This is a genomic window from Peredibacter sp. HCB2-198 (assembly GCF_045999315.1).
In the GTDB taxonomy this organism is placed as follows: Bacteria; Bdellovibrionota; Bacteriovoracia; order Bacteriovoracales; family Bacteriovoracaceae; genus Peredibacter.
In genome coordinates this window covers 2,589,250-2,613,048 of record NZ_CP174607.1, presented here as the reverse complement: position 1 = coordinate 2,613,048, position 23,799 = coordinate 2,589,250, and the positions used below count along the sequence as shown (strand labels likewise).

Here is a 23,799-nt window from a genome sequence, read left to right as displayed (position 1 = left end):
TACAGACCAAGAAAATCAGGCGGTTTCCTTGAGATTTTGACCCATGGTCCGCTCTAAAAGCTCTAAAAGTTCCTGGAATCCGCCGCTTCGGCGATTATGAACGTAGTCTCTTAGAACTTCCAAGGCATTAGTCCTCTCATCAGTCAGAATGTCATAGGCCAGATCCTGTGAAATCACGAGGATTTTAGACAGAGGAAGAAGCTCACTGGACTTCTGCTCGGGAAACCCAATTCCACTGAAACTTCCATGGTGCTGCCTGATCATCATACTCACCTCTTTAGGAGTATCTTTGTACGTGCTCACCAGCTCCGAGGCGCGAAGGGCATGAAAATTGATTTTGTTGTGCTCTTCCAGACCCAATTTTTCAGTCGCCTCTGGACGACGATAATGAATATAGGTCGGATTCGAGAGAGTCATATCGCAAAAATATGATGCGAACACCAGCTTCTTTACTTCATCTTTCTTATTTAAGAAATTCATGTCCTCAATTAACTGGGCCCCAATGAAACTCGAAAGTTCAATCAGGCGATAATGAAACTCCAATGAAGACTGCTCTTTCAAGCTTCGTACATAAGCACCGAATTGATTTTTTTCAGAATAAACGTCTTGGGTGATCCTCTCAATGGCCGCTTCACAAACATTGATGACTCGAGAAGCGATTCCTAGACTCTGAATGATCTCGCGGGTAGTGATAAAAACATCATTACTCGCCGTCATTTTTGTCTCAATGGAGTCATAGTCTTTATCAAGCTTATTAATCATATTGTTAATAAGCATGATGGAAAAATTACGATTGTGTTCTTTCTCACAATAAAGATCAGAGATCCCACGCTTCTTAAAATCTTGAATGAGAGCATCGTTAATTTCTTCGTAAGCGGGAATTCGTTTTACATATTTATCATCAGTGATCTTTACAAATAAATCGAAGGGCAAACGCTCAAAATGAGTGAAGGCCATAAGAGGAATGGCGGTCCACCCACTCCCTTTTTTTTCCTTCGGACCGTATGATTTTTTAATGGCCTCAAAGAGTTCTGTGATGAAAGTGCGTTGAAAAGATTTGACACCTTTCAGGTCTTTACAATTTTCACCTAGAATAAAAATGTGTTGAATATGGGAAGCATAATTTGTGATGATCTCACGCAGATCAAAAAGAGTTTTTTTATTCTCAGGTTCATTGATCACGAGAATATCAACAGTCTGAAGAAGATCCAGCATGCCCTTTAAATCTTCCACTTCAGTGTGAACTATAGGACGAAGACCTGTGATCTCTTTGCATTCAACTTCTAAGAGCGCATGAAACTCCGGACATTCTGTGAAGGCCAAAATTTGCGTGTTCATTAATGATCCCCAAGCTTTAGATAAGCTTCAGTTCGGAGGATCAACAGCTAAAGTTGAGCGCAAGATCGAATTAAAATGCTTTGGAATTATTAAAGCGGAATTAATGTTATTGATAGCGAGCATCCAATTTAAAATTTCCGGGGACCTTTCCCGTAATGTTTCGGTAGAAGTCCATGATTTGCTTCATGTCCTTCTCAAAATCCGTGGGATAGATCACGGGCCCCGTACCGGCAATCTTCTTAGGGAAGTCCGCATAACCTAAAACGATCGGAACCTTGGCCTTTTGAGCAATATAATAAAATCCGGTTTTCCAAGCGTCCGTGGCCTTACGGGTCCCCTCCGGAGCAATCATCAGAACCAGTTCCTTATAGTCCTTAAATAGTTGGGCCATTAAGTCGGTATTACTGGCATGTCCCGCTTCAGTGAGTTTCTTACGATCCAATCCAATAGCACCGGCCGGCCTCATAATGAGTCCGAAGGGAAATTTCACCCAATCATCTTTAATAATAAATCTCGTATTTCGGTTCATAAGAGTTGCCACGGCCATGGCCGGAACAAAGTCATGATTAGATGTATGAGGAGCACCTAGAAAAATAAAAGAGCGCAGATCCTTTGGAAGATCACTCTTAAAGGTCCAACCAGACGCTTTAAAAAGAAACGTGCAAATAGAGCGCATCATAACTTTACCTTCCTGGTAGTCACGAGATTTATTTTTTCTGCTCGACTGAGTTTTTTAACTAGCGCCTCAAACTTTGAAGCGAGAGACCTGTTGGCAAATTTCTTGGTAAAAACCATGTCTACAGGGGCACCTGTCCGAAAAAACTTCGCCCCTTTTTTGGAAGAGCTGTGCTCTTTCAAACGACGCTCTAAATCCGTGGTGATTCCGGTGTAGTAATGACCTTTTTCATTCTGGATGATGTAAACAAACCAAGGGGACGCTTTCATGCTATAATCATATCCTGTATGGATAAGATTAAAATACCTTTTTCTGAATTCAATTTCTCCTACGCGCGCTCAAGTGGCGCTGGCGGACAAAACGTTAATAAGGTGAACACCAAGGTCATCCTTTATTGGAAGGTCTTTGAAACCATTGCCTGCCGTCCTGATGTGATTGAACGCTTTAAAAACAAGTATGGTCAGTTTATTTTAGACAGTGGTGAAGTTCAGATCACTTGCCAGGAACACCGAAGTCAAAAAATGAATCAAGATGCGTGTGTGGAAAGAATTCACTTTATGATTAATGATGTGGCCCGCCCTCCAAAGATCAGGAAGGCGACCAAACCAAAACGCAGCGCTGTTTTAAAGAGATTAAATTCGAAGAAGAAAGATTCTGAGAAAAAACGCCTCCGAAGAGGCGATTACTAATAGACTAAACCACAGTCCGGACACTCTGAAGCTGTCGGAGCAAACTTCGCTCCACATGCCTGACAAATCACTTCTGATGCCGTGGGGTCAAACACCTGGTTCATATGCTCAAAGTTCGGCACATGGCCTTTTACGTGTTTTAGATAATCATTCTGAAAGTGCTTCTGCAAAACTTCCTGATCTTCACCTTTCCCCCACACCTCTACTGTCACTTTACAACCGGTCGTGCAGGTTTGAGGGTTGGTCTTAAGAAGCAGCTCAACACCCATCGCTTTCAAACGATACTGGTGGTTCTTAGCATCCTGAAGGTCCATGACACCTAAAAATAGATCTTCCACTTACACCTCAAACTTTTCAGTCAGATAATTCAGATAATCTTTCACATCCAGTTTACCCACAATGTCCTTGGCGTCCACTGAGCGTCCCTTCGAGTGAATATTTTCCTTTAAGTACTCGCCGATTTTCCCGAGCTTCCCGTTTCCAACGTCTTTCTTGAAGTTCGGCATATCTTTTTTCATCTTCTGATAGATCGTGCCTGAGATAAGATTTCCTAATGTATATGTCGGGAAATAACCAAAAGCACCACCGGCCCAGTGAGAGTCCTGCATAAGTCCTTCAGCGTAGGTCTTAGGTGTGAGGCCGAGATACTCTTTGTACTTCTCATTCCATATCGCTGGAATATCGGCCGCTTTGAGGCCTTGATTGAAAATCATTTCTTCAATTTCGTAACGGATGATGATGTGGAAGTTGTAATAAAGCTCACACTCCTCTACACGGATCATACCAGGAACTGATTTATTGAAGATGTGATAAAGTGCCTCTTCGCTCACCCCTTTCATGGCCGTCGGGAATAACTCTTTCATCTTCGGATGAATGAAGTGGCAGAAAGCACGTGAGCGCCCTACAACGTTTTCCCAGAAACGAGACTGAGACTCATGGACTGAAAGTGAAATCGCTTCCTGGAACGGAGTTCCGGCCCATTCACGTGGAAGGTTGTGCTCATAAAGGGCATGACCAACTTCGTGCATGGTTGAAGAAAGAGAATCCAGGTTCTCAGTCGTATAACGAGTGGTGATCCGCTGGTCCAGTGGAGAAATATTAATGCTGAACGGATGAACTGATTCATCCAAGCGTGAGTGAGAAGCAGGAAGGCCACAAAGCTGTACGGCATAGGCACTCAGCTTCTTTTGCGCATCAATATCAAATGGACCCTTAAGGCCTTTTACTTTTACAAAGGTCTTGTCTTTTTCAACTGCATGAGAAAGCTTTAGAAGCCCCTTCTTCAGGTCCCCGAAAAGCCTGTCAATTTCCGCTGAAGAAAATTCTTTGTCGTGAAGACGAATGAGGGCATCGTAAGGAGTCTTCGTTTTATAGAAAGTGGCCTCGCGTTTTTTTAGATCAATGAGTTTTTGAAGGTGCGGTTTGAAAGCACTCCAATCATTCTTCTTTCTAGCTTCTGCCCAAGCGTGAGTGGCCATGGTTTGTGCTTTAGAAAGCTCTACCACGTGTTTTTCAGGAAGAGCATGAAACAAGTCATAGTCCCACTTAAGCTCTTTCAAAAGCTTTTTCTCGCGCGGTTTTAGGCGCATGCCCTCCATCTCTTTTAAAAGCGAGGCATATTGCTTGGAAGTGATCTGAGAGTGAATTTTTGAACCAATGTAACTCAAGTGTTCCGCGCGATCTTCCACCGCCCCCTTTGGCATCATGGTTTCCATGTCCCAATGAAGGAGGGCCTGAATGCTCTTTAAATAAGAGACTTCTTTTAGATATTCCTGAACTTTTTTAGTACTCATTTTACAACTTCCTTGTAGCTGTCTTCATCAAAACCAAAGGCCAACACTTTCCCGTTCTTCTCCAGGATTGGTCTTTTAATCATTGAAGTATTTTCAATTAGAAATTTGATCTTGGCCTTCGGGGCCAGGGCCTCATATTCATCTTTAAATTTTTTGTAAGTAACACCCTTGGTGTTTACCGGAAGTCCACCAAAGACCTCGCTCCATCTTTCGATGTCTCCTGCCTCAGGTTTGATCTTTTTAAAATCAATGAACTCAACGTTCACTTTCTTCTTATCAAGATAAGTGCGCGCCTTTTTCACGGTATCACAATTAGGAATGCCAAATAGTTTGTACATAGGACCAACTTTGTTAAAAGAAATGTAACGAGGAAATTATAACTGAAGGGAACTAAGAAAATCGAGCGACAGTCTTAAGAATTGTGTCGAGTTCAACCGGCTTGCTGAGGAAAGCGGTGATATTGAAGTTTTTCATCTTTTCTTTGGCATTGGCCTCGGCCGACATGACCACGGTCGGAATGCTCGCCCAATTGGAGTTTTTCAATTGTTCAGTACGAAAAGAATAGCCGTCCATAACCGGCATCATCAGGTCTATCAGGATGAGATCAGGATTTCCTTGAGTCTGAAGGTATTTTAATCCTTCGAGACCATTGATAGCAGAAGACACTGCATAACCCTCACTTTCAAGAAGCTCAACAAGGAGTTCTCGAATCGAGGTATCATCTTCAACTACTAGAATACGCTTAGTCATTGGTTGAGAATTATCCCTTACCTTTAAAAAAGTCAATTTCGGGAAAAAGCCCAGCATAAATTGATGAGCACTTGGAATTATTACATATTTTTTGAAGAAAGGTGACAATTAAAAGGTGCAAAAAGATGCAAAAATCGTTCCCAACCTTAAGATTAGGTATAGGTTCTTAAGCTAACTTATTGTTCTAAACTTTAAGCGGTAATCGTTTAAAATAAAATTAAACTTTGGTTCGCCCCTATGAGTTTTCTCCCAGGCCTTATAATCCGGGTGCCAGGAGAGGCTTCTTACACTTTGGCCTGAAGGAGAAATCAGGGTTACTTTTTCTAAATCTGATGATTCTGGAAACAATTTATTAAACCAGCCCTCTACTTTCTTTGAGGTGAAGAAGATCTTCTTAATACCGTTATCTCGGATGATATCAATGAGTTCTTCATTCCATTTAATCTGATAGAGATCTGAGTCCGAGGCCCCACCATTCTTGCGTCTACAGGACTTAATCACGTCTCCTACAGCAATTCCTTGCTCCTCCAGAAGTTGAATCACATCTCGCTTGGTTTTAAGCTCACGATCAAAACAAAGACCCAAAAGTTTCCACAGAAGGTTTCTTTCACCACCGAAGAAAAAATCTAATTCGTGGGGCTTTATTTCAGAACGTTTCTTAGGATTGCTGAATTTTCCAATAGGAAAGCTCCCGACGATCATGGTGCGGGGATTTTTAGGAATAAACTCTCCGTAAGGGTGTAGCTCAACCATGATCCAATGGAAGTTCCATGATAAATGTTGAACCTCTCCCTATTTCGCTGGTCACAAACAAGGCGCCGTCATGAAGCTCAACAATCTGGCGCGAGATATAGAGCCCGAGACCCAGGCCACTGATCTCTCTTCCTGTGACTGCTCTTTCAAAGCGCTGGAAAATTCTCTCGAGATCTTTTGTATCAATTCCGGGGCCCTGATCATGGACCATGAGACTTACTTTCAGGTTATTGGAAGTCACTTCAATGTTAATCGGACGTCCGGCACCATACTTCATGGCATTGGTGAGCATATTCACCACCACCTGCTCAATTCGATATGAATCACAAACCACCGTCACGGACGGACAGAAATGTGCCGTAAGTTCGCAGCCCGCGGCCTGCATCTGAGGATTCAGCCGCTCAATCACATCTTTAACGAAGGCACAAAATTCAAACTGTTCTTTATGAATCGTTAGTTTCTCGGCACGGATGCGAGCAATATCGAGCATGTCATCAATGAGCCGGTTAATACGCCGAAGTTGTCGATCATCGGCCTCAATCATTTTTAGAATGGTCTTTTCATTCAGCACCTTTGACTTATCTTTTTCCAATTGGCGTTTTCTCATCTGGTTCTGAAGTGTCAGACTCGTGAGTGGAGTTTTAAGTTCATGGGAAGCAATGGAAAGAAACTCATCCCGAGACTTAATCGCCTCTTGAGAATGAAGATACAGAAGAGAGTTTTCAATCGACATGGAAGTTCGATAGGCCAATTCTTCTGCCAGCCATTTTGAACGAGCATCAAATTTATACTGCCCATTTCTGGTCGTAAAAAAGGTAATGGTTCCCAAAAGATTTTCTTTTCCTTTGAGACGAACCACAATCGCAGAGTAAAAACCCACACTATCTAATTCTGTAAAATAGGCCTCAGGGTACTTGCTCCAATAAGACTTTGAGTACTCTAACATATCTTCAATCACAACCGTTCGACCGGTAATGAGTGAAATAAATAAAGGATGCTCCTGGGTATAGCGCTGAGGATAGTGATTATGGATACTGAAAAGTTTTTCCTTCATCTCCTCACTTGTTCCACCCACCACGATTCTTTTAATCGTGCCATCCGGATGAAGCTGATCTATCAAACAGCCATCACAAAAGTACCTTGCCGCAAAATCGGCCATCTTCTGAAGGTTCTCCAGATAGTTAAAGGAACTTGAAAGGATCTCTGAGGTCTGGGAAAGAAAACTTTGATCGGCCACGGCCACTTTTTTATCCGTGATGTCCATCACTGTTCCCATGAGAAGAATCACTTTTCCAGTCTCATCTTTAAAGGCGGTGCCTGAACCTTGAATCCAACGGACCTGTCCGTCTAAGCGCCAAATCCGATGCTCGACCACATAAGGCTCACCGGTTTGAATCGCACGTTTAATTATTCTCTGAACCGCCGCATTGTCCTCAGAATGATTCCGTTTTTCATATTCTTCGAGACTTTTTGGATACTGTCCTTTTTCATAACCATAAATTTCCGACAACGTATGGTCCCAGTGAAGTTCATTTGTGGATGGTTTCCATTCCCAAATCCCGATCTTGCCAGCGTTAACGGCCATAGAGAGACGGTTTTCGGCCAGGTCTTTTTCCGCAATACTGCGCTCAAGTTTACTCTGCGTCTCCCTACTTTCAGTGACGTCTTTTAAAACGATGGCGATCTCAATGACTTTTTTATTTTCGTCGAAGATGGGAGAAAGCCAGGCCTCGATCCAACGGGATCGGCCTTTAGGAGAATATTTTGAAAGATCGGCCAAAAATGCGGGAGCATCCACTGCTTCTCCAGCGTAAGCGCGAAGAACATATGGATAAAGCCCCACTTCCTTGGCGGCAGAATCTTTTAAAATGTTGTTATGAAATTCATCAGGGCCAAGATTGAATAATTCGCACCAGGCCTTGTTAACAGCGATCCGATCTCCTTCAAGATTGTAAATCTCCATCGGAAGAATGGATTGCTCAAAGAAGGTCTTAAACCGGTTTCTCGTTCTTTCTTGTTCTTGTTCTTTTTGCTTTTCTTGAGAGATGTCCCGCTGAACGATGACAAAATTTTTCTCCCCATTGAGTGTGAGTGGAGTTACTCGACAGGCAGTGGTGACAATATCACCGTTTTTCTTTCGGTTAAGCCACTCACCCTTCCAGACACCTTTTTGTCTTATGGTATCCATCACGTCCCGAAGATGAAATTCACTTTCTTCAGAGGACCATGCATTTAAAGTCTGTAACGGTTTACCATTGAGTTCTTCTGGTTCGTAACCAAAAAGCATTTCTTCCGCGGTATTGGCATACGCAATGATTCCCGGCTTATTACAAATCAGAACGCCTTCAGAAATACTCTCAAGCACCATCGCCTGAAGATTGAGTTCTTGTTCAAACTGAATCTTGTCAGTGACATCTGTTCCAAGAGCATAGACTTTTCCACCGCTGGCGCGACCTCCCCAATTGATCCAATGATATCCCCCATCTTTACCTAAGCAGCGATTGGTAAAATTAATGAGAACATCTTTTGAGCCTTTTAAAAGTTCCTGAATGCTTTCGGATGTTTTTTGAATATCGTCAGGATGAATAAACTCTTTGAGGTTCATGCCCTGAATTTCGTGAGGTTCCCAACCAAGACTAGTATCGGCCACCGGACCCACATTTATCAAAGTTCCATCAGCAGCAATGATCGCCACCAAATGGGTTGGTAAATTAACAATCTCTTGTAGTTCTTCTTTGGTCCATGGCCGGGTGGTCTTACTCATGAGAGTAATAGAATCTCATAAGATGTTCTTTCTTTCAAAGATGGAGAATACTCTCGACCCTCTGAATTAGTCGCAGCTCCCCAAAATGGTCTTACCTTTCTGCTCAAGTTCAGCTTCGATATTTGTATTGGAATGCATTAGGACAGTTAGTTGCATGTCAGAAGCTTTGAAGACCAATGGCACAGGCCCATCTTCAACTTCCATATGAAAGGCCATACTTACTTTCGATTGGTTCAGATAATAAGTTCCGTCTTTGCAACTTAACTTCACCGCAGTTCTTTTAAATGCACAAGAAAGCGCCTGAGGACTATCGCTAATGCCATACACTTCACAGTCACGTGCAAAAACTCCTGACGAGAAAAAGCAAATTAAAATTAACGAAATAAAACGCATGACGTCCTCACTTAGGAAACTAAATCATATTTTCCCTCGCGCCACAATACTTCGTGAGTCTTGACGGAAAAGACCAGCAACGGGCCCGGTTAAGAGACTACTGCTTTAAGAGACTGAAGAATTCAGCACGAAGCTTAGAATCTTCTTTGAATTTACCATCCAGAGCAGAAGTCATCATCGAAGCATTTGCTTTCTTGGCCCCACGACAAGTTAAACAACCGTGAGAACCTTCGATCACGACCATTACACCCGCTGGTTTTAGTTCTTCTTTAATCGAGTTCATGATGCCGTAGCACATGCGCTCTTGAAGCTGAGGACGTTGAGCATGCATGTCCACGATGTGAGCAAGTTTAGAAAGACCTACCACGCGTGAATCCTGGCCATGGGTCGTGTCCGGAAGATATCCCACGTGCGCCTTACCAATGAATGGGAAGAAGTGGTGACTACAAAGAGATGTGTAGTCGATGTCTTTCAAGATAATAACTTCGTTATAGTTTTCGGCCGGGAAAGTTGTAGAGAAAATTTCTTTCTGACTAGTGCCTAGACCAGAGCAGATTTCCAGAAGAGCACGGGCCATACGATTCGGACTTCCAACTAAGTTTTTGTCATCAAGATCAAGATTAGGGAAGGCCATCTTTAGACCTTTAAGAACCTTGTCATAACCTTCGGCCATCATTTCACGGGCCGAATTAAGTTCAACTGCACGCGCACGAAAGTGTGCAAGTTCAAGGTCCAAAGTTTTTTCAGGGTTATTAGAAGAGGCCAGCTTACGGGCCAGGTCTTTATTAAATGATGCTTCAAAAGCCATAGATCAACCTCATAACAGACATTTTTCGGATGGCCCGACCATACACTATTTCAAAGGGTTTTGCCCTGTTAATGAAGCTATTACTCGGTTTTTTTGTAAAAAATCGCAGATTTTGGAGCGTTTTCCAGGGATTTAGATAAAAAAATCGAGACCGAACTTTCACTGCTGGACCTTTGTCAACCGCCGGTCTTGTCTGTGAAGGGTGACCGAGTGACAGTCTCCCGTCGGTCTCAAAAAAGGGAGCCACTACGAATAATGACTCCCATTTAATCCGGTATGTAATGATACAATATTACAGTGCCTTTCTGGTGTCAGAATCTACTCCTGTAAATTCATCTACGAAGTCTAGGCAAGTAACCCGGACACAATCAATTATAACACGGGCAAGTTCACTCTTGTCTAAAGTATGCAGCAAGAAGAATGAAGTAAAACACTTCACTCTTTTTTTTGACTCTGATATTTCTGCTAGAATCATTCTATGAGTGAAGTTGAAATAGGAATTTCAGGCTGGACTTATGAAGGATGGAGAGGAACTTTCTATCCCCAAAAACTCGCGCACAAAGATGAGCTAAAATTCGCAAGCCGTGAGCTTCCTACCATTGAAATCAACGGAACTTTCTATTCTCTTCAACGGCCAACCAGTTATCAGCATTGGTATGACTTGACCCCCGATCATTTTAAATTTTCGGTGAAGGCCAATCGTTTTATTTCTCACGTAAAAAGATTGAAAGATATCGAAATACCCATGGCCAATTTTTTTGCCAGTGGCCCTTTGTGTTTAAGGGAAAAGCTCGGGCCATTCTTGTGGCAATTCCCGCCGAGTATGGTTTTTGATCCTGAACGCTTTGAAACTTTTTTGTCTCTTCTTCCGCGGGACTTTGAAGAGGCCGCAAGCTTGGGTCGAAAAAATGAACTGGCCAAAGAAAGGACCGCCCTTGATATCGACATTAATTATCCCATGAGGCACGCAGTTGAAATCCGCAACCTGAGTTTCTTGAATCCATGGTTTGTGGAACTACTGCGAAAATATCAAGTGGCGATCGTTTTTGCGGACACGGCCGGGAAGTGGCCCTATATGGAAGACCTTACTAGTGACTTTGTGTATGTGAGACTTCATGGAGATGAAGAGCTCTATGTGAGTGGGTATGATGATCGGGCCCTCGACTTTTGGTCAGAAAGAATAAAACTTTGGAAAGAAGGTCTGGAACCAAAAGATCGACTCACCATCACCGATGATCCCGCTCCCAAGATTGAACGAGATGTGTTCGTCTATTTTGACAACGATGCCAAGGTCCGGGCACCAGTAGATGCAAAAAGTCTTATTCGGCGATTGGATGATCGCTCTGTAGCGTGAAGGAGGCACTATGTGGTTTTTTAAACTTATTCTTTTACTCGCAATGATTGCCAGCTGGATTCCAAGTGTTCGCTCTCAAGATGATTCTCATCACCACTACTACTCTTCAAATCAAGAGCCGGAGCCTGAAGAGGAAGAGGAGAACGAGGAACTGGCGGCGTGATCAACTCGCAGTTAGCTCTTCAACAATTTTTTTGATTTCTTCGTCACTGGCCGGAACTTTATAGAATTCCTCTCCGTTCTTCTTCATTTTCTCTAAATCAAGCACGGTTCCTTGCGCGTAATCTCCCCCACTCACAACTCCTTTCACCGCATAGATGACCCACTTTGGTCCCTCCATTGAAAGAACAAGATATGAAGCATCTGCGACTGCAAGAACAGTATGGGCCGAGAGATGCGAAAGAAGTCCATACGATAATGTGAGGCCACCACCCAAGACCTGGCCCGTAGGCACGGCCGTTGCCATTCCTACCTCATAGGCAACTTCGGCCGTGCCTTTAATGGTATAGGCCGTCACTCCACCAACTAAGGTCATTGTTGAAATTGTTTTTGGAAGGACCTCTGATGATACGGTCATCACTCCACTTCCGGCCATGCTGGCCCCAGCGAGAACTCCACCTCCAATGCCAAGTGCGGCACCACTCACTGATCCGGCAATAACAGTTCCACTGGCCGCAATCGGAGCACCGATATATTGAACGCTATTTCCAACGATTGAACCGGTGGTCTTTATCCCGGTGCCAATGATCGCCGCCAGTCCTGTCTGTAAACTAGGAGCAACCACTTCATAAAAATTTCCGGCAGAGTGACCAATGACCTCGACTGCATACTGGGTGGAAGTCGCTCCATTGGTTGAAAATAAAAGAACCGGATATGCAATTCCATTGGCGAAAGTATATCCAATAGCACCTGCGGAGATTTTTCCCACAGGCATGATAACACCATCAAAGACCACACCTTTTAAGACCCAAATGGCGGCCTTTAAAGATGCCAGAGTATGTCCCGTGGTAGGATCAGCATTGCTGAAATCCTCCTGGGAATTGTTAAAAGACTGTCGAATATTTTTTGAATAGTTTTGAACTGAATCACTAATCAGATAGGCCATCGGATCTGATAGCTTCTTTCGATACTCGTTGCTCTTTTCAAAGTTCTGGACAAAATCATTGAAAGAAACTCCTGGAGCATTATTAGTTTGTTTTTTGGGAATGATCACAAAGCTTTTTACAAACTCCTCACTCGCCTTTTGAAAATCTTTTTTAATGATTTTACCGACATCAACACTTTCTCGATAAATATCACGGGCCTCGTTCCAGCTTCCACCAATCAGGGAGCGACCGGTGGCAAAAGATTTAGAAAGAATGACCTTAGAAGATTTCCGCATGGAAGGGCCAATCTTACTAAGTTCTCGGTCCAGGTCTTCATCCAGCTTCTTGGAGAACTTATAACTTTTTTTAGTTCCGTCCCAAATCACAACTGATGCTTCACTTGCCTCTGAAATGTACTTTAAAAAAGAGGCCTTCGCCCGCGTTCCTGACAATTCCTTGGCGAGTTCTAAAGGTTCTGGTCCTGGAGGAACAAGTTTTATCTTCGTATAAGGAACTTTAAAGGCCCCATTTTGATAGAGAGAGGTATGTCCATCTTTTACGAGTTTCTTGGTATTTTTCAGAGGATCTTTGTCATGGCCTGAACAGGCCACAAGAAAAAGAAGAAGAAAACTAATTCGCATATTGTAAGACCTGTTTAAGGATTCGTGGATCTTCAGAAAGAGGTCGAAGTTCAATGCCTGCTTCCTTTAATTTTTTCATATCCATCACGGCACCCGAGGGCAGTTCCCAGATATTTTTACCGGCGAGAATCCCCGAAGCGCCCATCAACATTAACTTCGGTCCATCAACCACTAAAAAGACAGCAGAGTTTGCGGCAGACAAGAGTAATTGAGGAGGAAGCTGTGAAAGGGCACTGTAACCCAACACCACTCCACTCTCCATCGTTTCAAATAAAACTTCTCCCGCCCCTGCAGCACCATGAGAAAGATAAAGTGCTGAGTTTGTGGCCTTTGAGGCGATCTGAGAAATTACAATCTCTCCTCCTCCTACAACGGGGGCCACGGCATTGATTGCCACTTTATTTATAAGACCTGCGGATTTTAAGGTCAGAGATGCAGTTGGCGCGGCGGCGGCATTGATGAGGGCCATGGATGATAAGAGTCCCGCTTCAACACTAGGAGAAATCAACCGGTAACCAAGCTTCGAAGAATAGTAGAAATTGGCCCCGAGAGAATAAACTGTACTATGGGCGACAATGTAGGAACGAAGAACGGCACTCGTAGTGTAGTAACCAGAATTTTTAACTAAGTTTGACGTTCCATGGGCACTGGTTTTTATGACAGAAGAATAAAGAAATTTTCCGTACCCCACTAAAACGTCCCAAAGACCGGCCAGACTGTTCGAGCGGGTACCCGATTTTTGGTACTGCTCTTCGAAGGCATACTGACCTTCTTTAAAATACTTTTTCCAATTTACTTCCTGATATTCAAAAAAATATCCCAACACTGGCAAGGCGGCCTCGTCCATGGTTTTGAATTCTTGTTTTATATTGGGGAAAAACTCTCGGTTGACTTTGACTAAGTTCTCTAGATCTTCGCGATTAGAAGTTGAATACTGGAGATAACCTAGATTTAATTTTTTCCAGGCGGCCTTAAAGTCTTCTTCACTCTTTTGGGACAGCTTTTCGGAAAACGTCCTTCCTGAATCATTTAATCGGTTCGATTGTTCATGAGCATTATGTTTCATCGCCAACATTGTTTCTTGCGATCTTCGAATGCTCTCTTTTAACGTTAGTGAATCCGAATTTTTCTTCGCCAATTCCATGGCTTTTTCCCAGGCCTTTTTGGAGCTTTCACCATTCTTTAGAGCGTATTCATAGGCATCTATGGGTGAGACCACTACATACCAACCTTTCTCAAAAAGATTCTTTTGTCCTTGGAGATTGGCCATGGTGATAGGAATAACAGACTCCGCACAAGCGCCGCTCACAATGAAGAAAGTAAAAAATAATACAGAAATTCGCATGGAGTAATTCTCCTCTCAAGCTCTGATATTAGCAACCTCCCAGTAGAGGCTTAAGAATTCTTAAGCCTCTAAAAACTCGTGGGGGTTATGCCGATAAAGTGCCTATGAAGTTCATCATCACTTTGCTTCTTTTCATTTCTTATGGGGCACGTGCTGACTATCAAAAATGTTTGAAGGACAAGGACTGCGTGGTGGTGTTCTCACAAAAATGCGATATTCCTCATGTTGCCAATAAGCAAAAGGCGCAAGTTTATTTAGAGCAGATCAATGAACTCTACGAAAAAATGAATTGCGAAAAAATTCCGAATGTAGGAGTTTGGAAAGCGTCCTGTTTAAAGAATAAATGCCAGTTATCTCAAAAGTCTCCTGGAGCACATTGAAGAACCACCAGGCCCTCTGCCCGCCACATATCCACGACTTTTTGGCGATCATCTAAGACAAACAACACGGAAAACCTGTTTCTAATTTCCTTCTCAAAGATCTCAAGTTTAATGATATTGTCTGAACGAAAATCATTCCGCTTTCGCATAAAGAGGTGGTGATAAGTGATCTTATACTTTTTTAACCAGTCTTTGGTCTGGTCTTTCAGTTCATCCGTGCGGCCTGAAACGATGATGATTTTGTGATCGTGGGCAAAGCGATTGATGATCTCACGACACCATTCATGGAGTTCATCGGTTTCGATGCTTTTATTAAAACTTTTCCAGTCTTTCTTTCCGCCTTCCAGATGCTTTAAACGCACCCGAATATCAGCAAGTGTTCCATCTAGATCAACAATGAGAGCTTTTTCTTTCATAGACTAAATAATACGCGACTTCTTTAAAACCAGAAAGGCCCCACCCAAGGCCAGAGCCCCACTGGCCATCCAGCTTTTCTTGGAGGTCACAATATCTCGACTGTTTGGATGCTTTTGAAAGTAACTCTGAATTTTAGGAAGGAACTTCTCCATAAGAGGAAAGGTCCTCTTACTCATTCCACTGACGCCAATTTCGGCCACTGGCTTTTGAGCGCATTTAAGAATCGCCTGGGCCACGACATCTTGAGAGGTCAATGGAGTCGGTTCCTCCTTCTCCATATTGGTGGCAATAGGAGCAGGTATGACCAAAGAGACCGAGACCGGAATTTTTTCTTGAGAAAGTTCTTTGCGATACGTATCGGTGAATCCCTTAATCGCATGTCTTGAGGCGGAAGCAACACCCATGGTATTTAATTCTGCCTCCTCCACTGCACTTCCCACATTGATTAAAGCGCCACCCTTTTCTTTCAGGTAACGAGTGGCAAGTTTACAACCATTCACAAAGCCCCAGAAATTCTCTTCAAAGAGGGCCTTGGTTTCTTTTTTATTAAGTTTTAAATGGGCCGCTTGAGGAGTTGTGCCAATGTTGTTGATCCAGGTATCAATGGCACCAAAGGTCTTTAAACATTGATCAGCAGCAAATTCTAATTGCTCTGTTTCTTCGTCTGAAATGGCATAGGCAGTGTCATAACCTTTGGCCCGCATGTCATTCTGTATGCGTTGCAATTCTTCTTCCTTATCAATTCGATCAACCATGAAGACCTTTGCTCCTTGCTCAACCGCCATATGAACAGTGGCCACTCCAATCGTACTGGTTGCACCTGTCATGAAGATCACTTGCTTATAAAGAGGTTTGAGTTTAATTGCCATATGGCCTCCTATGCTTTCTCTCATTGTCAGGACGGCCCTCCGCAGGTGTAAAGAGAGAGGAGCATCAACTTTGTCGCACAGAGCTTGGTGAAACTCTTCCAACCTGCCATGATCAAAAACCGATTCCTTAAGGAAGGAGGAAAAATGTTTGGCCCGAAAGTAAGAAAGTCAGGAGCTGACTGGAAGTTAGAAGAAACTGAGTTTCGTCGTCGTTTCCAACAACAATTCCGACATCCCTATTACGAAAAACATCGAGAAGCGATTGAAGAAATCACTAATGTTGCTTGGGAAAATTACATAGAAGGAAAGAAAGCCCCCAATACAGTCACGGCCGGGCCACAGTATAAAAATCCTGATTATGAGTTAAGCATCGACTGGATCGCCTCAAAGGCAGCAGTTGATGAGGCCCGAAGACTTCACGAAGATCCTAGTGGGCCCTCAAGGGTGCTTGTGATCTGTGCCTCTGATCGAAATGATCTTACTTGTCCGGGTGAGATTTCTAAGAGCTATCGCCTTTCCCAGATTGCTCTTGAAACATTAAAAGAAGAAGGAATGGAAGTTGAGTTTTTAAATCTCTCTGAGATGAACTCCCAATACGGACAAATGATTTATCCTTGTAAGGGATGCGTCTCCACTTCTCAGGCCCTCTGCCATTGGCCCTGTTCCTGTTATCCAAACCATTATCTGGGACAGGTCCATGATTGGATGACTGATATTTATCCCATGTGGGTGAGGGCCCACGGAATTATGATAATCACTCCGGTATATTGGCACTCGGCCCCGAGTGCTTTAAAACTCATGATCGATCGTCTGGTATGTGCCGACGGAGGAAATCCTGATCCCACTTCTACTCTTGGAAAAGATGCCTTAATGGCCAAGAAACTGGAACTCAAAGGTTGGGACTATCCCCGTCATCTTCAAGGAAGAATTTATTCAGTGGTCGTTCACGGAGACACCCAAGGAGTTGATCAATTAAAGAATGCCCTCACCAACTGGTTGGATGAAATCATGCTCATCCCATCCAGTGTCTATGGAGCTGTGGGAAGATATATTGGCTATTACGGCACCTATGCTGAAAGCCATGAAGACCTTGATCGTGATCACGCCATCATGGAAGAAGTTCAAAACTCGGCCGTGGCCCTGGCCATGAATGTCACTGCCGAGAGAGCAAAGAAACTAGATACTCAAGTTCCAAACTTGCACGACCCTCGACCAAAATAAAAAGGAGTGAAGAATGAAAAAGGACATGAAGAAGATGATCTCAAAAGGAGCGGGTAAGCTCACAGATAAAATGGACATGGGATGGTTTAAAAAGAAAATGGTGAAGGCCTACTTGAAAAGCCCGCCTAAGGTCCAATACGCGCTGGCGAAGTTTGGTGTGAAACAAGTTGTGAATAAAAAGAAAATGGAACTAGAAGAACTCATCCGCCACTAATTCTCCATTGGTGCATTTCCCGAGTGAAATGCACCAGACCTTTTAACTTTTCTGAATCACATAATCTCCATCTCATTTAATCAGTCAGCTCTTGATTTTAATTAAATTTTTCATCCCTAACGGGTTGATGATGCCTTTCTTTTTTGATTACCATGGGCACACATCTAAAGAGTGTCTAAAGGATCGAAGAAGAATTTGATCCGCTAACAAACTAAGGAAGGTATTCATGACTCGAACATTCTCTCTCCTGTTCTTGTTTTTATTTCTCGCTTCATGTGGCGGCGGCGGCGGTGGTGGCAATGGTGCTTCATCATCTCAAATGGACGCCAATGAAGTGGACAATGCAACACAAGTAACTGATGAAGACGCGGCCACAGATCCCGCTCCAACTCTTGCCCAAACATTTGATGTGAATGCAAGACTTACTGGTTTTAGCGCTGCCAATGAAGACAAAGTCCAAAAGGCCATCGAACTTATTAAAAAAGTCGTGGCATCAGATAAATTCAAATCCCGTGTATTGAATTTTAAATACAACGGTAAAAAGCGTTTTGTGGACAACAATGGTCTGACCAATGCTCAGATCTATCAAAAAATCCTGGAAGGAGCTGAAAAGCTTTCTCCTGAAGCAAACAATACCATGGACGTGCAACTTCAGACTTATTATGTCGACGCTAATGTCATTGGCTATACGATGGCCAATATCAAGACCATTTATATGAACCGGAAATATCTTTCTTCGAGTAGTTTCCCTGCATATAAAGTTGCCATGAACATGACTCACGAATGGCTGCATAAGCTGGGCTTTGGGCACGACTCTGAAGCAACAGCAAGTAGACCTTACTCTGTTCCTTATGGTGTGGGTTACATTATGCGTGATCTTGCTAAGACGATTGATTCGTAGTTTTTCTATCAACATATCTCTCCATTCAGCAGAAAGTTTTGCCCCCATAGTAAACTTTTCTGCATATGCAAGAATGGAGAGATTTTTTAATCCAGGAAGGATTAAACCATGACGAAAACTTTCTCCGTTTTTTTCCTTTTTCTCGCCCTTGTTTCCTGTCACAAGACCCAGGAGCAGCGACAGAACTCAATCAATCACAAGCTATCCAAGAAGAAATCTGGCCAACTGATTCAGATGCAGGAAGATGTCCCAAAAGAAGCAAAAAGCTGGGACGCTGATGTGTATCTGGTGAATTTTAGCGAAGAGCAAGAAGCGAAGGTCATGAAGGCCGTGACCATCATAAAGAAAGTCATCTCTTCTGAAGAATTTAAAGAACGCGTTTTAAATTACACTTATGAAGGCAAGAAAGGTTTCTATGGTGAATCCATGAGCAATGAAGAGGTCTACCAAAAGATTCTTGAAGGCGCGGAGAAAATGGGAAACACCAGCAAGAATAATATCATGGACGTTGAGTTAGAACTTTACCATCAAAAGACGAACACTATTGGCTATACCTATCCAAATACCGTACGTATCTGGATGAATATGAAATACTTTACGAAATATACGCCAATCAAAGTGGCCGACAATTTAATGCATGAATGGATGCATAAACTTGGCTTCACCCATGCTGTGACATGGTCACAAAGCCGCGATCACTCAGTCCCCTATGCTATCGGTTACTTAGTGGAAGAACTGGCCGAAAAATATCAATAATAAGTCTGAGGGAAGCAATCGTTTCCCTTTCTTTCTTAGCATCTCCTCTCTCATTCTTTAGAGAAATTATATTCTAGACCTCAGTTGGCAATGTCAAAATCACAGTTGAGAACAAGGAGGTCACGATGCAAGTTTCAGAAGTTATGCACAAAGGAGTCAGTACAGTTCAAATTCATGACTCTATTAAAAAGGTCGCGGCCTTAATGAAACGTGAAGATATCGGATCAGTACCTGTATATAAAAATGAACGCCCTGTCGGTTTTGTCACGGACAGAGATATTGTCGTTAGTTGTGTGGCCCATGGACACGCGACAGATGATCCTATTTCTCACGCCATGACCCGAGACATTGTTTTTGTTCATGAGAGTGATGACATTATGATGGCAACGAGACTCATGCGCGAGAATCAAATATCCCGCCTTTTAGTCGTGAATGAAAGCGAACAACCAGTCGGAATGTTAACACTTCAGGATCTCACAAAATATAGTAATGATGAAAATCTTAAGGCCGAAACCATCACGGAAATCAAAAGATAAACCTTGGAGGTTTTTATGAAGAAGTTTATGACCGTCCCTCTCCTGGCAATGCTTGCCATTCCCGCTTATGCTGGAAACATGGGGGCCAGATCTAATGTGATTGAAGAAGAAGAGGCCGTTTACGAAGAAGGATATGGAAACGATCTGGATGATGAAATCGTAGAAGAAAGAATGGAAGAAAGATCGTCCATTGTTGAGGATGATGCGAGCGATGAAGTTAATTACAGTGAACGAACACGTACTAACCGCGAACGTCACGCCATTAATACTTCGGGTGATGCCAGCGACGACCAGTAAGCATGATGGAAGGTCCTGTTTAACAGGACCTTCTTTTTAATATGTAGTGGGCCAGTTAATAAGCAGTTTCTTGGCCAGATGAAGTCTCACATCATGAACGCCCGGCCCCACCTGTCTTACGATGTCTTTTAACTCATCTGCTCTGAGATTCAATTCATCACACCAATACATCACATCCCAGGCCTCCATGACATTGATCTTTCGGTCATCAATTACTCTTTGCTGGCCAGAATCTGTCATAAGAATCCTCCTTAGTCCGTTATTTTTATCTGTGACAATAAGCCGGTGTAAATTTAAGCCAAGCTAAAATTGATCACTTAAAATTCTCCGTGTCAGAATAAGTATAGGAGGAGCTATGAAATATTTATTTCCCGTTTTAGTTACAGCACTATTCGGAATGGCACTCACACCCGCGGCCGAGATAAAAAAAAATAGCGATGTCTCTAACCAAGTAGAAACGGTGAAGGATCAGCAAATATCAGATCAGGAAAATGTACAGCAGCGCGAGGAAGTGGACGAGAGTGAGATGATCAATGAATTTGGCCAAGTAATTGAGATGGACAATGGTAATGGGACGACAACCAACAGAAGAATTAACTGGCCGGAACCTTAGTCCCGGCCAATTAAAGAATTAGTGAGGAAGAAGGACAATCGATTCTTTCTTTAACACTTTACCCGCATAAACAACCGACAATTCCAAGGTGATGGTTTTCCCTTTGGCGGCATCTTTGAAGGTGTACGAGAAACGGACATCTTTTCCAGTATTTTGTGTGACCGCACCCGTACGAAGAGACGTTTCATTCTGATCAATAAGTGAAGCATTTTCTCCTACGGCCTTAAGGATCACTTCATAGCCTTCTTTGATCTCTTCAATCTTAGGCGTTACTTTGACCGTCATAAAATGAATGTTGCGGCGGAAGACTCCTTTAATGTCCGGAGTCTTATTATAATTTGTGCCAAGATCATGTGCCGGGTTAGCACTTAGTGTCTGAACAAGTTCAAACTTCTCCTGGCGAACAGCACGATATAAATCACCAGGAAGCTCAACCACTCCGCGTACAATCACTTTTTCGCCAGCGCGGGCCGAATCATTTACTTTTAGTTTCAAGGTCGGAAGATCAGTCAGAGACAATGGAGAGGCACTATTGAGAACGACTTCACTATCAATCTTCTGTCCGTTAATAACTTCAGTAACACGGACCATGACAGGAGCATTGAGGGCAACCGAACTCACGTTTTTGACTTTACCAACGAGAGATAATTCTTCTCCCCCACGGAAGTTATCAGCGGCCAGAGACGTAGAGGCCACTGTCAAAAGAGGTTTTACCTGCAAGTATTCTTGCAGTTCACGAGCAGCATCACCTTTCGATTTTTCTTTGGCCTTTACAATTTCTACTTCGTAAGAAGCTTTGTAAGTGGATTCATAAGTGCGCTGATAAATTTCAATCTTTCCAATACGTGTCCCTTCAGCGCGACCTATTTTGGTGGCCTCTGAAAGTTCCTGTGGAAAACTCGCCTCTCTTTGGGCCACATCTGCTGCATCAAACTCAGATTGAAACTGACGTTGGTAAGACTGACTGAACTCTTCGCGAGTGGCAGACACATAGTTATTGGTGAATGTATCTTTATAGGCCCCTTCACAGGCGGCCTTGTAGACCGCAAGGTTCTTATAGACCTGGGAGCATGCCACGGTTCCGAAAGGAATCTTAGTTGGTACCTGGAACGCAACTTCCGGTTCACTGATTCTCAGAGCGCGGGCCTCAACCGTTTTGACCTCTTCGGCCGCGGTCATAATTGAAGCATCAAGGGGCGTTTTTAATTCTTCACTGCGAGACAATTCCGCTGGAGTCAACGGAGCAACTCCTTCATGGAACTCTTCCGAAGTAAAATTCACATGGACCATTTTAAGTGCCTTTAGGGCAGAGTTCATTGGTTTCTTAAATTCGGCCTGAACAAATTCCTCGAAGAACACGGGTTTGAAGTTTCTTTGAGCGAATAATTCTGCGTCCTGAGCGGCACGTGCTCCAGCTTCTTGAATGGCACGAGTACGGTCTTCTACTGAAGCAAGTCCTTCTGAATATCCAAGGTCATGGCCTTGGATTTCGCCACGAACACTTCCCCAATAGCGTGCTTCCGCGCGACCCATCTCTTGTCCAACTGCCACGCCATTTTGTTTTGCAAGAGCAAGAGACAAACGTGCGCCTTCAGCACGACCAAGAGTTGTTCCTGTATCGGCCTGGCCCGCACCTAGTGTCTCCGCTTCTGTGAGGTATCTTTGATATAAATCACGACGGGTGCTCATTTCATTTTGAGCGGAATCACGAGAGCGAGTAAGGTCCGCAAGTTTTGCTTCGTCCTTCACCACGGCCAGAGTGAAAGTTCTCTCGTCCGTGCGGCCCCGAGCAAGATCCGACTCACCCTGAGTGATCTCTTGTTCATCAGCACGAATATTCTGTTGTAAACGAGGAATGGTCGCCTGATTGCTACGAATGCGCTCTGAAGCCTGGGCGATCTGAGAACTTAAATGACGACTATGTTGCGAGAGGCCCTCAATCTGAGAACGCACATTTTGAGCGTCACGAGCAATGCTGTCAGCGTACTGGCGTTGACGTTGAAGATCCGCCTGAAGATTACTTAGTTCCTGTTGAATGACGGCCATCATATTGGCATTCAGTGCCTGGGCAGAACGAACTTGAGCAAGTTGTCTTTCACTGCGATCAATTTCGTCCTTCACCTGACGACGTTCAACGGTGAGTTTATCAATGCGGCCTTGTGCCTGAGCAATTCTTCCAGGAAGAGCGGCCTGGTTGCGTCTCACTTCTTCGAGTTGAGATCTTTGAGTTCTCACCTGGGCTTGAGAACGGTTTAGTTCTCCTTCAATTCGTCTTACTTCATTGGCCGAGCTATTGCGGGCATTTGTGGCCGCTCCTAGTTTTCTTTCAGCGTCCTGAATTTCCGCAGCAGGAGCACCCGCCGAACGAAGGCGATTCACCTGTGCTTGATACTCTTGCACGCGACTCTCGAGGGATAAGAGTTTTCCGCGTTCAGAACCAAGACTGGCGTTTAAAGAATTCACCGTAGACTCTGTTCGAGAAATTTCCCCTTCTAGAGAGCTGATTCTTGATTGAGCATTGGCCAGTTCTTGCTCCATTTGTTTTTTCTTCTGGTATTCTTCATTTACCGCGCGATCAATCTGTTGGGCCTCAGAATTGGCCCTTCTTAAACGAGTTTGGGCCTCATTCTCCTGACGCTGAAGTTGTGTTCTGTCCGAGTGAAGTTCACGATAGCGCTGCTCTTTTCGAGCGATGGAATCTTCCAAGGGACGCATATCACGAAGGGCCCCTTGGTAACGAGATTCTAATTGGGACTGTTGATATTGGAGATTACGGATATCATTTTCTGCACGAGCACGTTCACTTTGTAGGATTGAAATTCGGCGCTCGAGTTCTGGAATTTCAATTTCAAGGGCGGCGATTTCCTCTTCTGCCGCTTGGATCTGGTCGCGAAGATCAGAAAGATGTTGAGACATCTCAGCGATAAACTTCTGGGCCTCTTGAAGGGAAGCACGAGAAGTGTTCAGTTGTGCTTGGGCGGCACTGACCTCTTTCTCTAAGATTCTATAGCGAGTCTCATAGGGGCCGTAGTTAATTTCATCTGGTAAGTTTTGAGCAAAGACCGGTGCAGAAAAAAGACAAGCCAGGACCAAGAGTGATTTGGACTTCATTGGATACTCCCTATCATTTGAAGACGTATCCTTAGGTATAGAACAATCGAATTAGTTTTTTAAGGGGTGACAGACTTTAATATGCTATTAAGGGA

General features: G+C 43.6%; 28 protein-coding genes. 11 read left to right on the top strand and 17 right to left on the bottom strand.

Features of this window, described 5'->3' with window-relative positions:
• Positions 1-15 precede the first annotated feature (15 nt).
• The 3 genes from ACJVC5_RS13195 to ACJVC5_RS13185 form a co-directional block, all read right to left on the bottom strand.
• Positions 16-1,338 (bottom strand): HD domain-containing phosphohydrolase, encoded by a 1,323-nt coding sequence (locus ACJVC5_RS13195; protein WP_408095992.1) that lies wholly within the window; start codon positions 1,336-1,338, stop codon positions 16-18.
• A gap of 106 nt (positions 1,339-1,444) precedes the next feature.
• Positions 1,445-2,017, bottom strand: coding sequence for a 1-acyl-sn-glycerol-3-phosphate acyltransferase (locus tag ACJVC5_RS13190; RefSeq protein ID WP_408095991.1), 573 nt, complete (start codon positions 2,015-2,017; stop codon positions 1,445-1,447).
• The gene (locus tag ACJVC5_RS13185) at positions 2,014-2,283 is read right to left on the bottom strand and encodes a GIY-YIG nuclease family protein (protein ID WP_408095990.1); all 270 of its coding nucleotides are present in this window, start codon (positions 2,281-2,283) and stop codon (positions 2,014-2,016) included. The genes ACJVC5_RS13190 and ACJVC5_RS13185 overlap by 4 nt, the downstream gene beginning before the upstream one ends.
• Before the next feature lie 18 nt (positions 2,284-2,301).
• Here ACJVC5_RS13185 and arfB point away from each other — a divergent pair, with 18 nt between their 5' ends.
• Positions 2,302-2,703: an alternative ribosome rescue aminoacyl-tRNA hydrolase ArfB gene (arfB, locus tag ACJVC5_RS13180; RefSeq protein ID WP_408095989.1), complete on the top strand. Its 402-nt coding sequence runs from the start codon at positions 2,302-2,304 to the stop codon at positions 2,701-2,703.
• Here arfB and ACJVC5_RS13175 read toward each other — a convergent pair.
• From ACJVC5_RS13175 to folE, 8 genes are all read right to left on the bottom strand, one after another.
• Positions 2,700-3,041 carry a hypothetical protein gene (locus tag ACJVC5_RS13175; RefSeq protein WP_408095988.1) on the bottom strand — a complete coding sequence of 114 codons (342 nt, stop codon included), beginning with the start codon at positions 3,039-3,041 and terminating at the stop codon, positions 2,700-2,702. The genes arfB and ACJVC5_RS13175 overlap by 4 nt on opposite strands.
• On the bottom strand, positions 3,042-4,496 hold the full coding sequence (locus ACJVC5_RS13170) for a carboxypeptidase M32 (RefSeq protein WP_408095987.1): 1,455 nt from the start codon (positions 4,494-4,496) through the stop codon (positions 3,042-3,044). It abuts the gene before it with no gap.
• Entirely contained in the window at positions 4,493-4,834 is a 342-nt protein-coding gene (locus tag ACJVC5_RS13165; RefSeq protein WP_408095986.1) for a Spx/MgsR family RNA polymerase-binding regulatory protein, read from the bottom strand. The genes ACJVC5_RS13170 and ACJVC5_RS13165 overlap by 4 nt, the downstream gene beginning before the upstream one ends.
• Before the next feature lie 52 nt (positions 4,835-4,886).
• A complete protein-coding gene (locus ACJVC5_RS13160; RefSeq protein ID WP_408095985.1) occupies positions 4,887-5,246 on the bottom strand; it encodes a response regulator in 360 nt (119 codons plus the stop codon).
• 171 nt (positions 5,247-5,417) lie between these two features.
• Positions 5,418-5,999 (bottom strand): hypothetical protein, encoded by a 582-nt coding sequence (locus tag ACJVC5_RS13155; RefSeq protein ID WP_408095984.1) that lies wholly within the window; start codon positions 5,997-5,999, stop codon positions 5,418-5,420.
• Complete coding sequence (locus tag ACJVC5_RS13150) at positions 5,992-8,763, bottom strand: PAS domain S-box protein (RefSeq protein WP_408095983.1); 2,772 nt, start codon at positions 8,761-8,763, stop codon at positions 5,992-5,994. Before ACJVC5_RS13150 ends, ACJVC5_RS13155 begins: the two co-directional genes overlap by 8 nt.
• Before the next feature lie 66 nt (positions 8,764-8,829).
• Positions 8,830-9,156, bottom strand: a complete 327-nt coding sequence (locus ACJVC5_RS13145) for a hypothetical protein (protein ID WP_408095982.1) — start codon at positions 9,154-9,156, stop codon at positions 8,830-8,832.
• 97 nt (positions 9,157-9,253) lie between these two features.
• On the bottom strand, positions 9,254-9,964 hold the full coding sequence (folE, locus tag ACJVC5_RS13140) for a GTP cyclohydrolase I (protein WP_408095981.1): 711 nt from the start codon (positions 9,962-9,964) through the stop codon (positions 9,254-9,256).
• A 478-nt stretch (positions 9,965-10,442) separates the two neighbouring features.
• Between folE and ACJVC5_RS13135 the strand changes: the two genes are divergently transcribed.
• Together ACJVC5_RS13135 and ACJVC5_RS13130 are read left to right on the top strand one after the other, a co-directional pair.
• Positions 10,443-11,318 (top strand): DUF72 domain-containing protein, encoded by an 876-nt coding sequence (locus tag ACJVC5_RS13135; RefSeq protein ID WP_408095980.1) that lies wholly within the window; start codon positions 10,443-10,445, stop codon positions 11,316-11,318.
• Positions 11,319-11,328: 10 nt separating this feature from the next.
• The gene (locus ACJVC5_RS13130; RefSeq protein ID WP_408095979.1) at positions 11,329-11,481 is read left to right on the top strand and encodes a hypothetical protein; all 153 of its coding nucleotides are present in this window, start codon (positions 11,329-11,331) and stop codon (positions 11,479-11,481) included.
• On the opposite strand, the gene ACJVC5_RS13125 is transcribed toward ACJVC5_RS13130, so the two are convergent.
• Entirely contained in the window at positions 11,482-13,044 is a 1,563-nt protein-coding gene (locus tag ACJVC5_RS13125; RefSeq protein WP_408095978.1) for a hypothetical protein, read from the bottom strand.
• Positions 13,034-14,389: a hypothetical protein gene (locus tag ACJVC5_RS13120; protein ID WP_408095977.1), complete on the bottom strand. Its 1,356-nt coding sequence runs from the start codon at positions 14,387-14,389 to the stop codon at positions 13,034-13,036. Before ACJVC5_RS13120 ends, ACJVC5_RS13125 begins: the two co-directional genes overlap by 11 nt.
• Before the next feature lie 104 nt (positions 14,390-14,493).
• Between ACJVC5_RS13120 and ACJVC5_RS13115 the strand changes: the two genes are divergently transcribed.
• Positions 14,494-14,769, top strand: a complete 276-nt coding sequence (locus ACJVC5_RS13115) for a hypothetical protein (protein WP_408095976.1) — start codon at positions 14,494-14,496, stop codon at positions 14,767-14,769.
• Here the strand turns inward: ACJVC5_RS13115 and ACJVC5_RS13110 are convergent.
• Positions 14,745-15,185, bottom strand: coding sequence for a hypothetical protein (locus tag ACJVC5_RS13110; RefSeq protein WP_408095975.1), 441 nt, complete (start codon positions 15,183-15,185; stop codon positions 14,745-14,747). The genes ACJVC5_RS13115 and ACJVC5_RS13110 overlap by 25 nt on opposite strands.
• A 3-nt stretch (positions 15,186-15,188) precedes the next feature.
• Positions 15,189-16,055: an SDR family NAD(P)-dependent oxidoreductase gene (locus ACJVC5_RS13105; protein WP_408095974.1), complete on the bottom strand. Its 867-nt coding sequence runs from the start codon at positions 16,053-16,055 to the stop codon at positions 15,189-15,191.
• Positions 16,056-16,199: 144 nt separating this feature from the next.
• On the opposite strand from ACJVC5_RS13105, the gene ACJVC5_RS13100 reads away from it, so the two are divergent.
• From ACJVC5_RS13100 to ACJVC5_RS13075, 6 genes are all read left to right on the top strand, one after another.
• A complete protein-coding gene (locus ACJVC5_RS13100; RefSeq protein ID WP_408095973.1) occupies positions 16,200-17,276 on the top strand; it encodes a flavodoxin family protein in 1,077 nt (358 codons plus the stop codon).
• 13 nt (positions 17,277-17,289) lie between these two features.
• Positions 17,290-17,490, top strand: coding sequence for a hypothetical protein (locus ACJVC5_RS13095; protein ID WP_408095972.1), 201 nt, complete (start codon positions 17,290-17,292; stop codon positions 17,488-17,490).
• Positions 17,491-17,716: 226 nt separating this feature from the next.
• On the top strand, positions 17,717-18,391 hold the full coding sequence (locus tag ACJVC5_RS13090; RefSeq protein ID WP_408095971.1) for a hypothetical protein: 675 nt from the start codon (positions 17,717-17,719) through the stop codon (positions 18,389-18,391).
• Between the two features lie 108 nt (positions 18,392-18,499).
• A complete protein-coding gene (locus ACJVC5_RS13085; protein WP_408095970.1) occupies positions 18,500-19,147 on the top strand; it encodes a hypothetical protein in 648 nt (215 codons plus the stop codon).
• A gap of 125 nt (positions 19,148-19,272) precedes the next feature.
• Positions 19,273-19,683, top strand: a complete 411-nt coding sequence (locus tag ACJVC5_RS13080) for a CBS domain-containing protein (protein ID WP_408095969.1) — start codon at positions 19,273-19,275, stop codon at positions 19,681-19,683.
• Between the two features lie 15 nt (positions 19,684-19,698).
• Positions 19,699-19,980, top strand: coding sequence for a hypothetical protein (locus ACJVC5_RS13075; protein ID WP_408095968.1), 282 nt, complete (start codon positions 19,699-19,701; stop codon positions 19,978-19,980).
• Positions 19,981-20,016: 36 nt separating this feature from the next.
• Here ACJVC5_RS13075 and ACJVC5_RS13070 read toward each other — a convergent pair whose 3' ends face one another.
• Positions 20,017-20,220, bottom strand: coding sequence for a DUF3606 domain-containing protein (locus ACJVC5_RS13070; protein WP_408095967.1), 204 nt, complete (start codon positions 20,218-20,220; stop codon positions 20,017-20,019).
• 115 nt (positions 20,221-20,335) lie between these two features.
• Between ACJVC5_RS13070 and ACJVC5_RS13065 the strand changes: the two genes are divergently transcribed.
• Complete coding sequence (locus ACJVC5_RS13065) at positions 20,336-20,593, top strand: hypothetical protein (RefSeq protein WP_408095966.1); 258 nt, start codon at positions 20,336-20,338, stop codon at positions 20,591-20,593.
• An 18-nt stretch (positions 20,594-20,611) separates the two neighbouring features.
• On the opposite strand, the gene ACJVC5_RS13060 is transcribed toward ACJVC5_RS13065, so the two are convergent.
• On the bottom strand, positions 20,612-23,704 hold the full coding sequence (locus ACJVC5_RS13060; protein ID WP_408095965.1) for a hypothetical protein: 3,093 nt from the start codon (positions 23,702-23,704) through the stop codon (positions 20,612-20,614).
• Between the last annotated feature and the right edge of the window lie 95 nt (positions 23,705-23,799).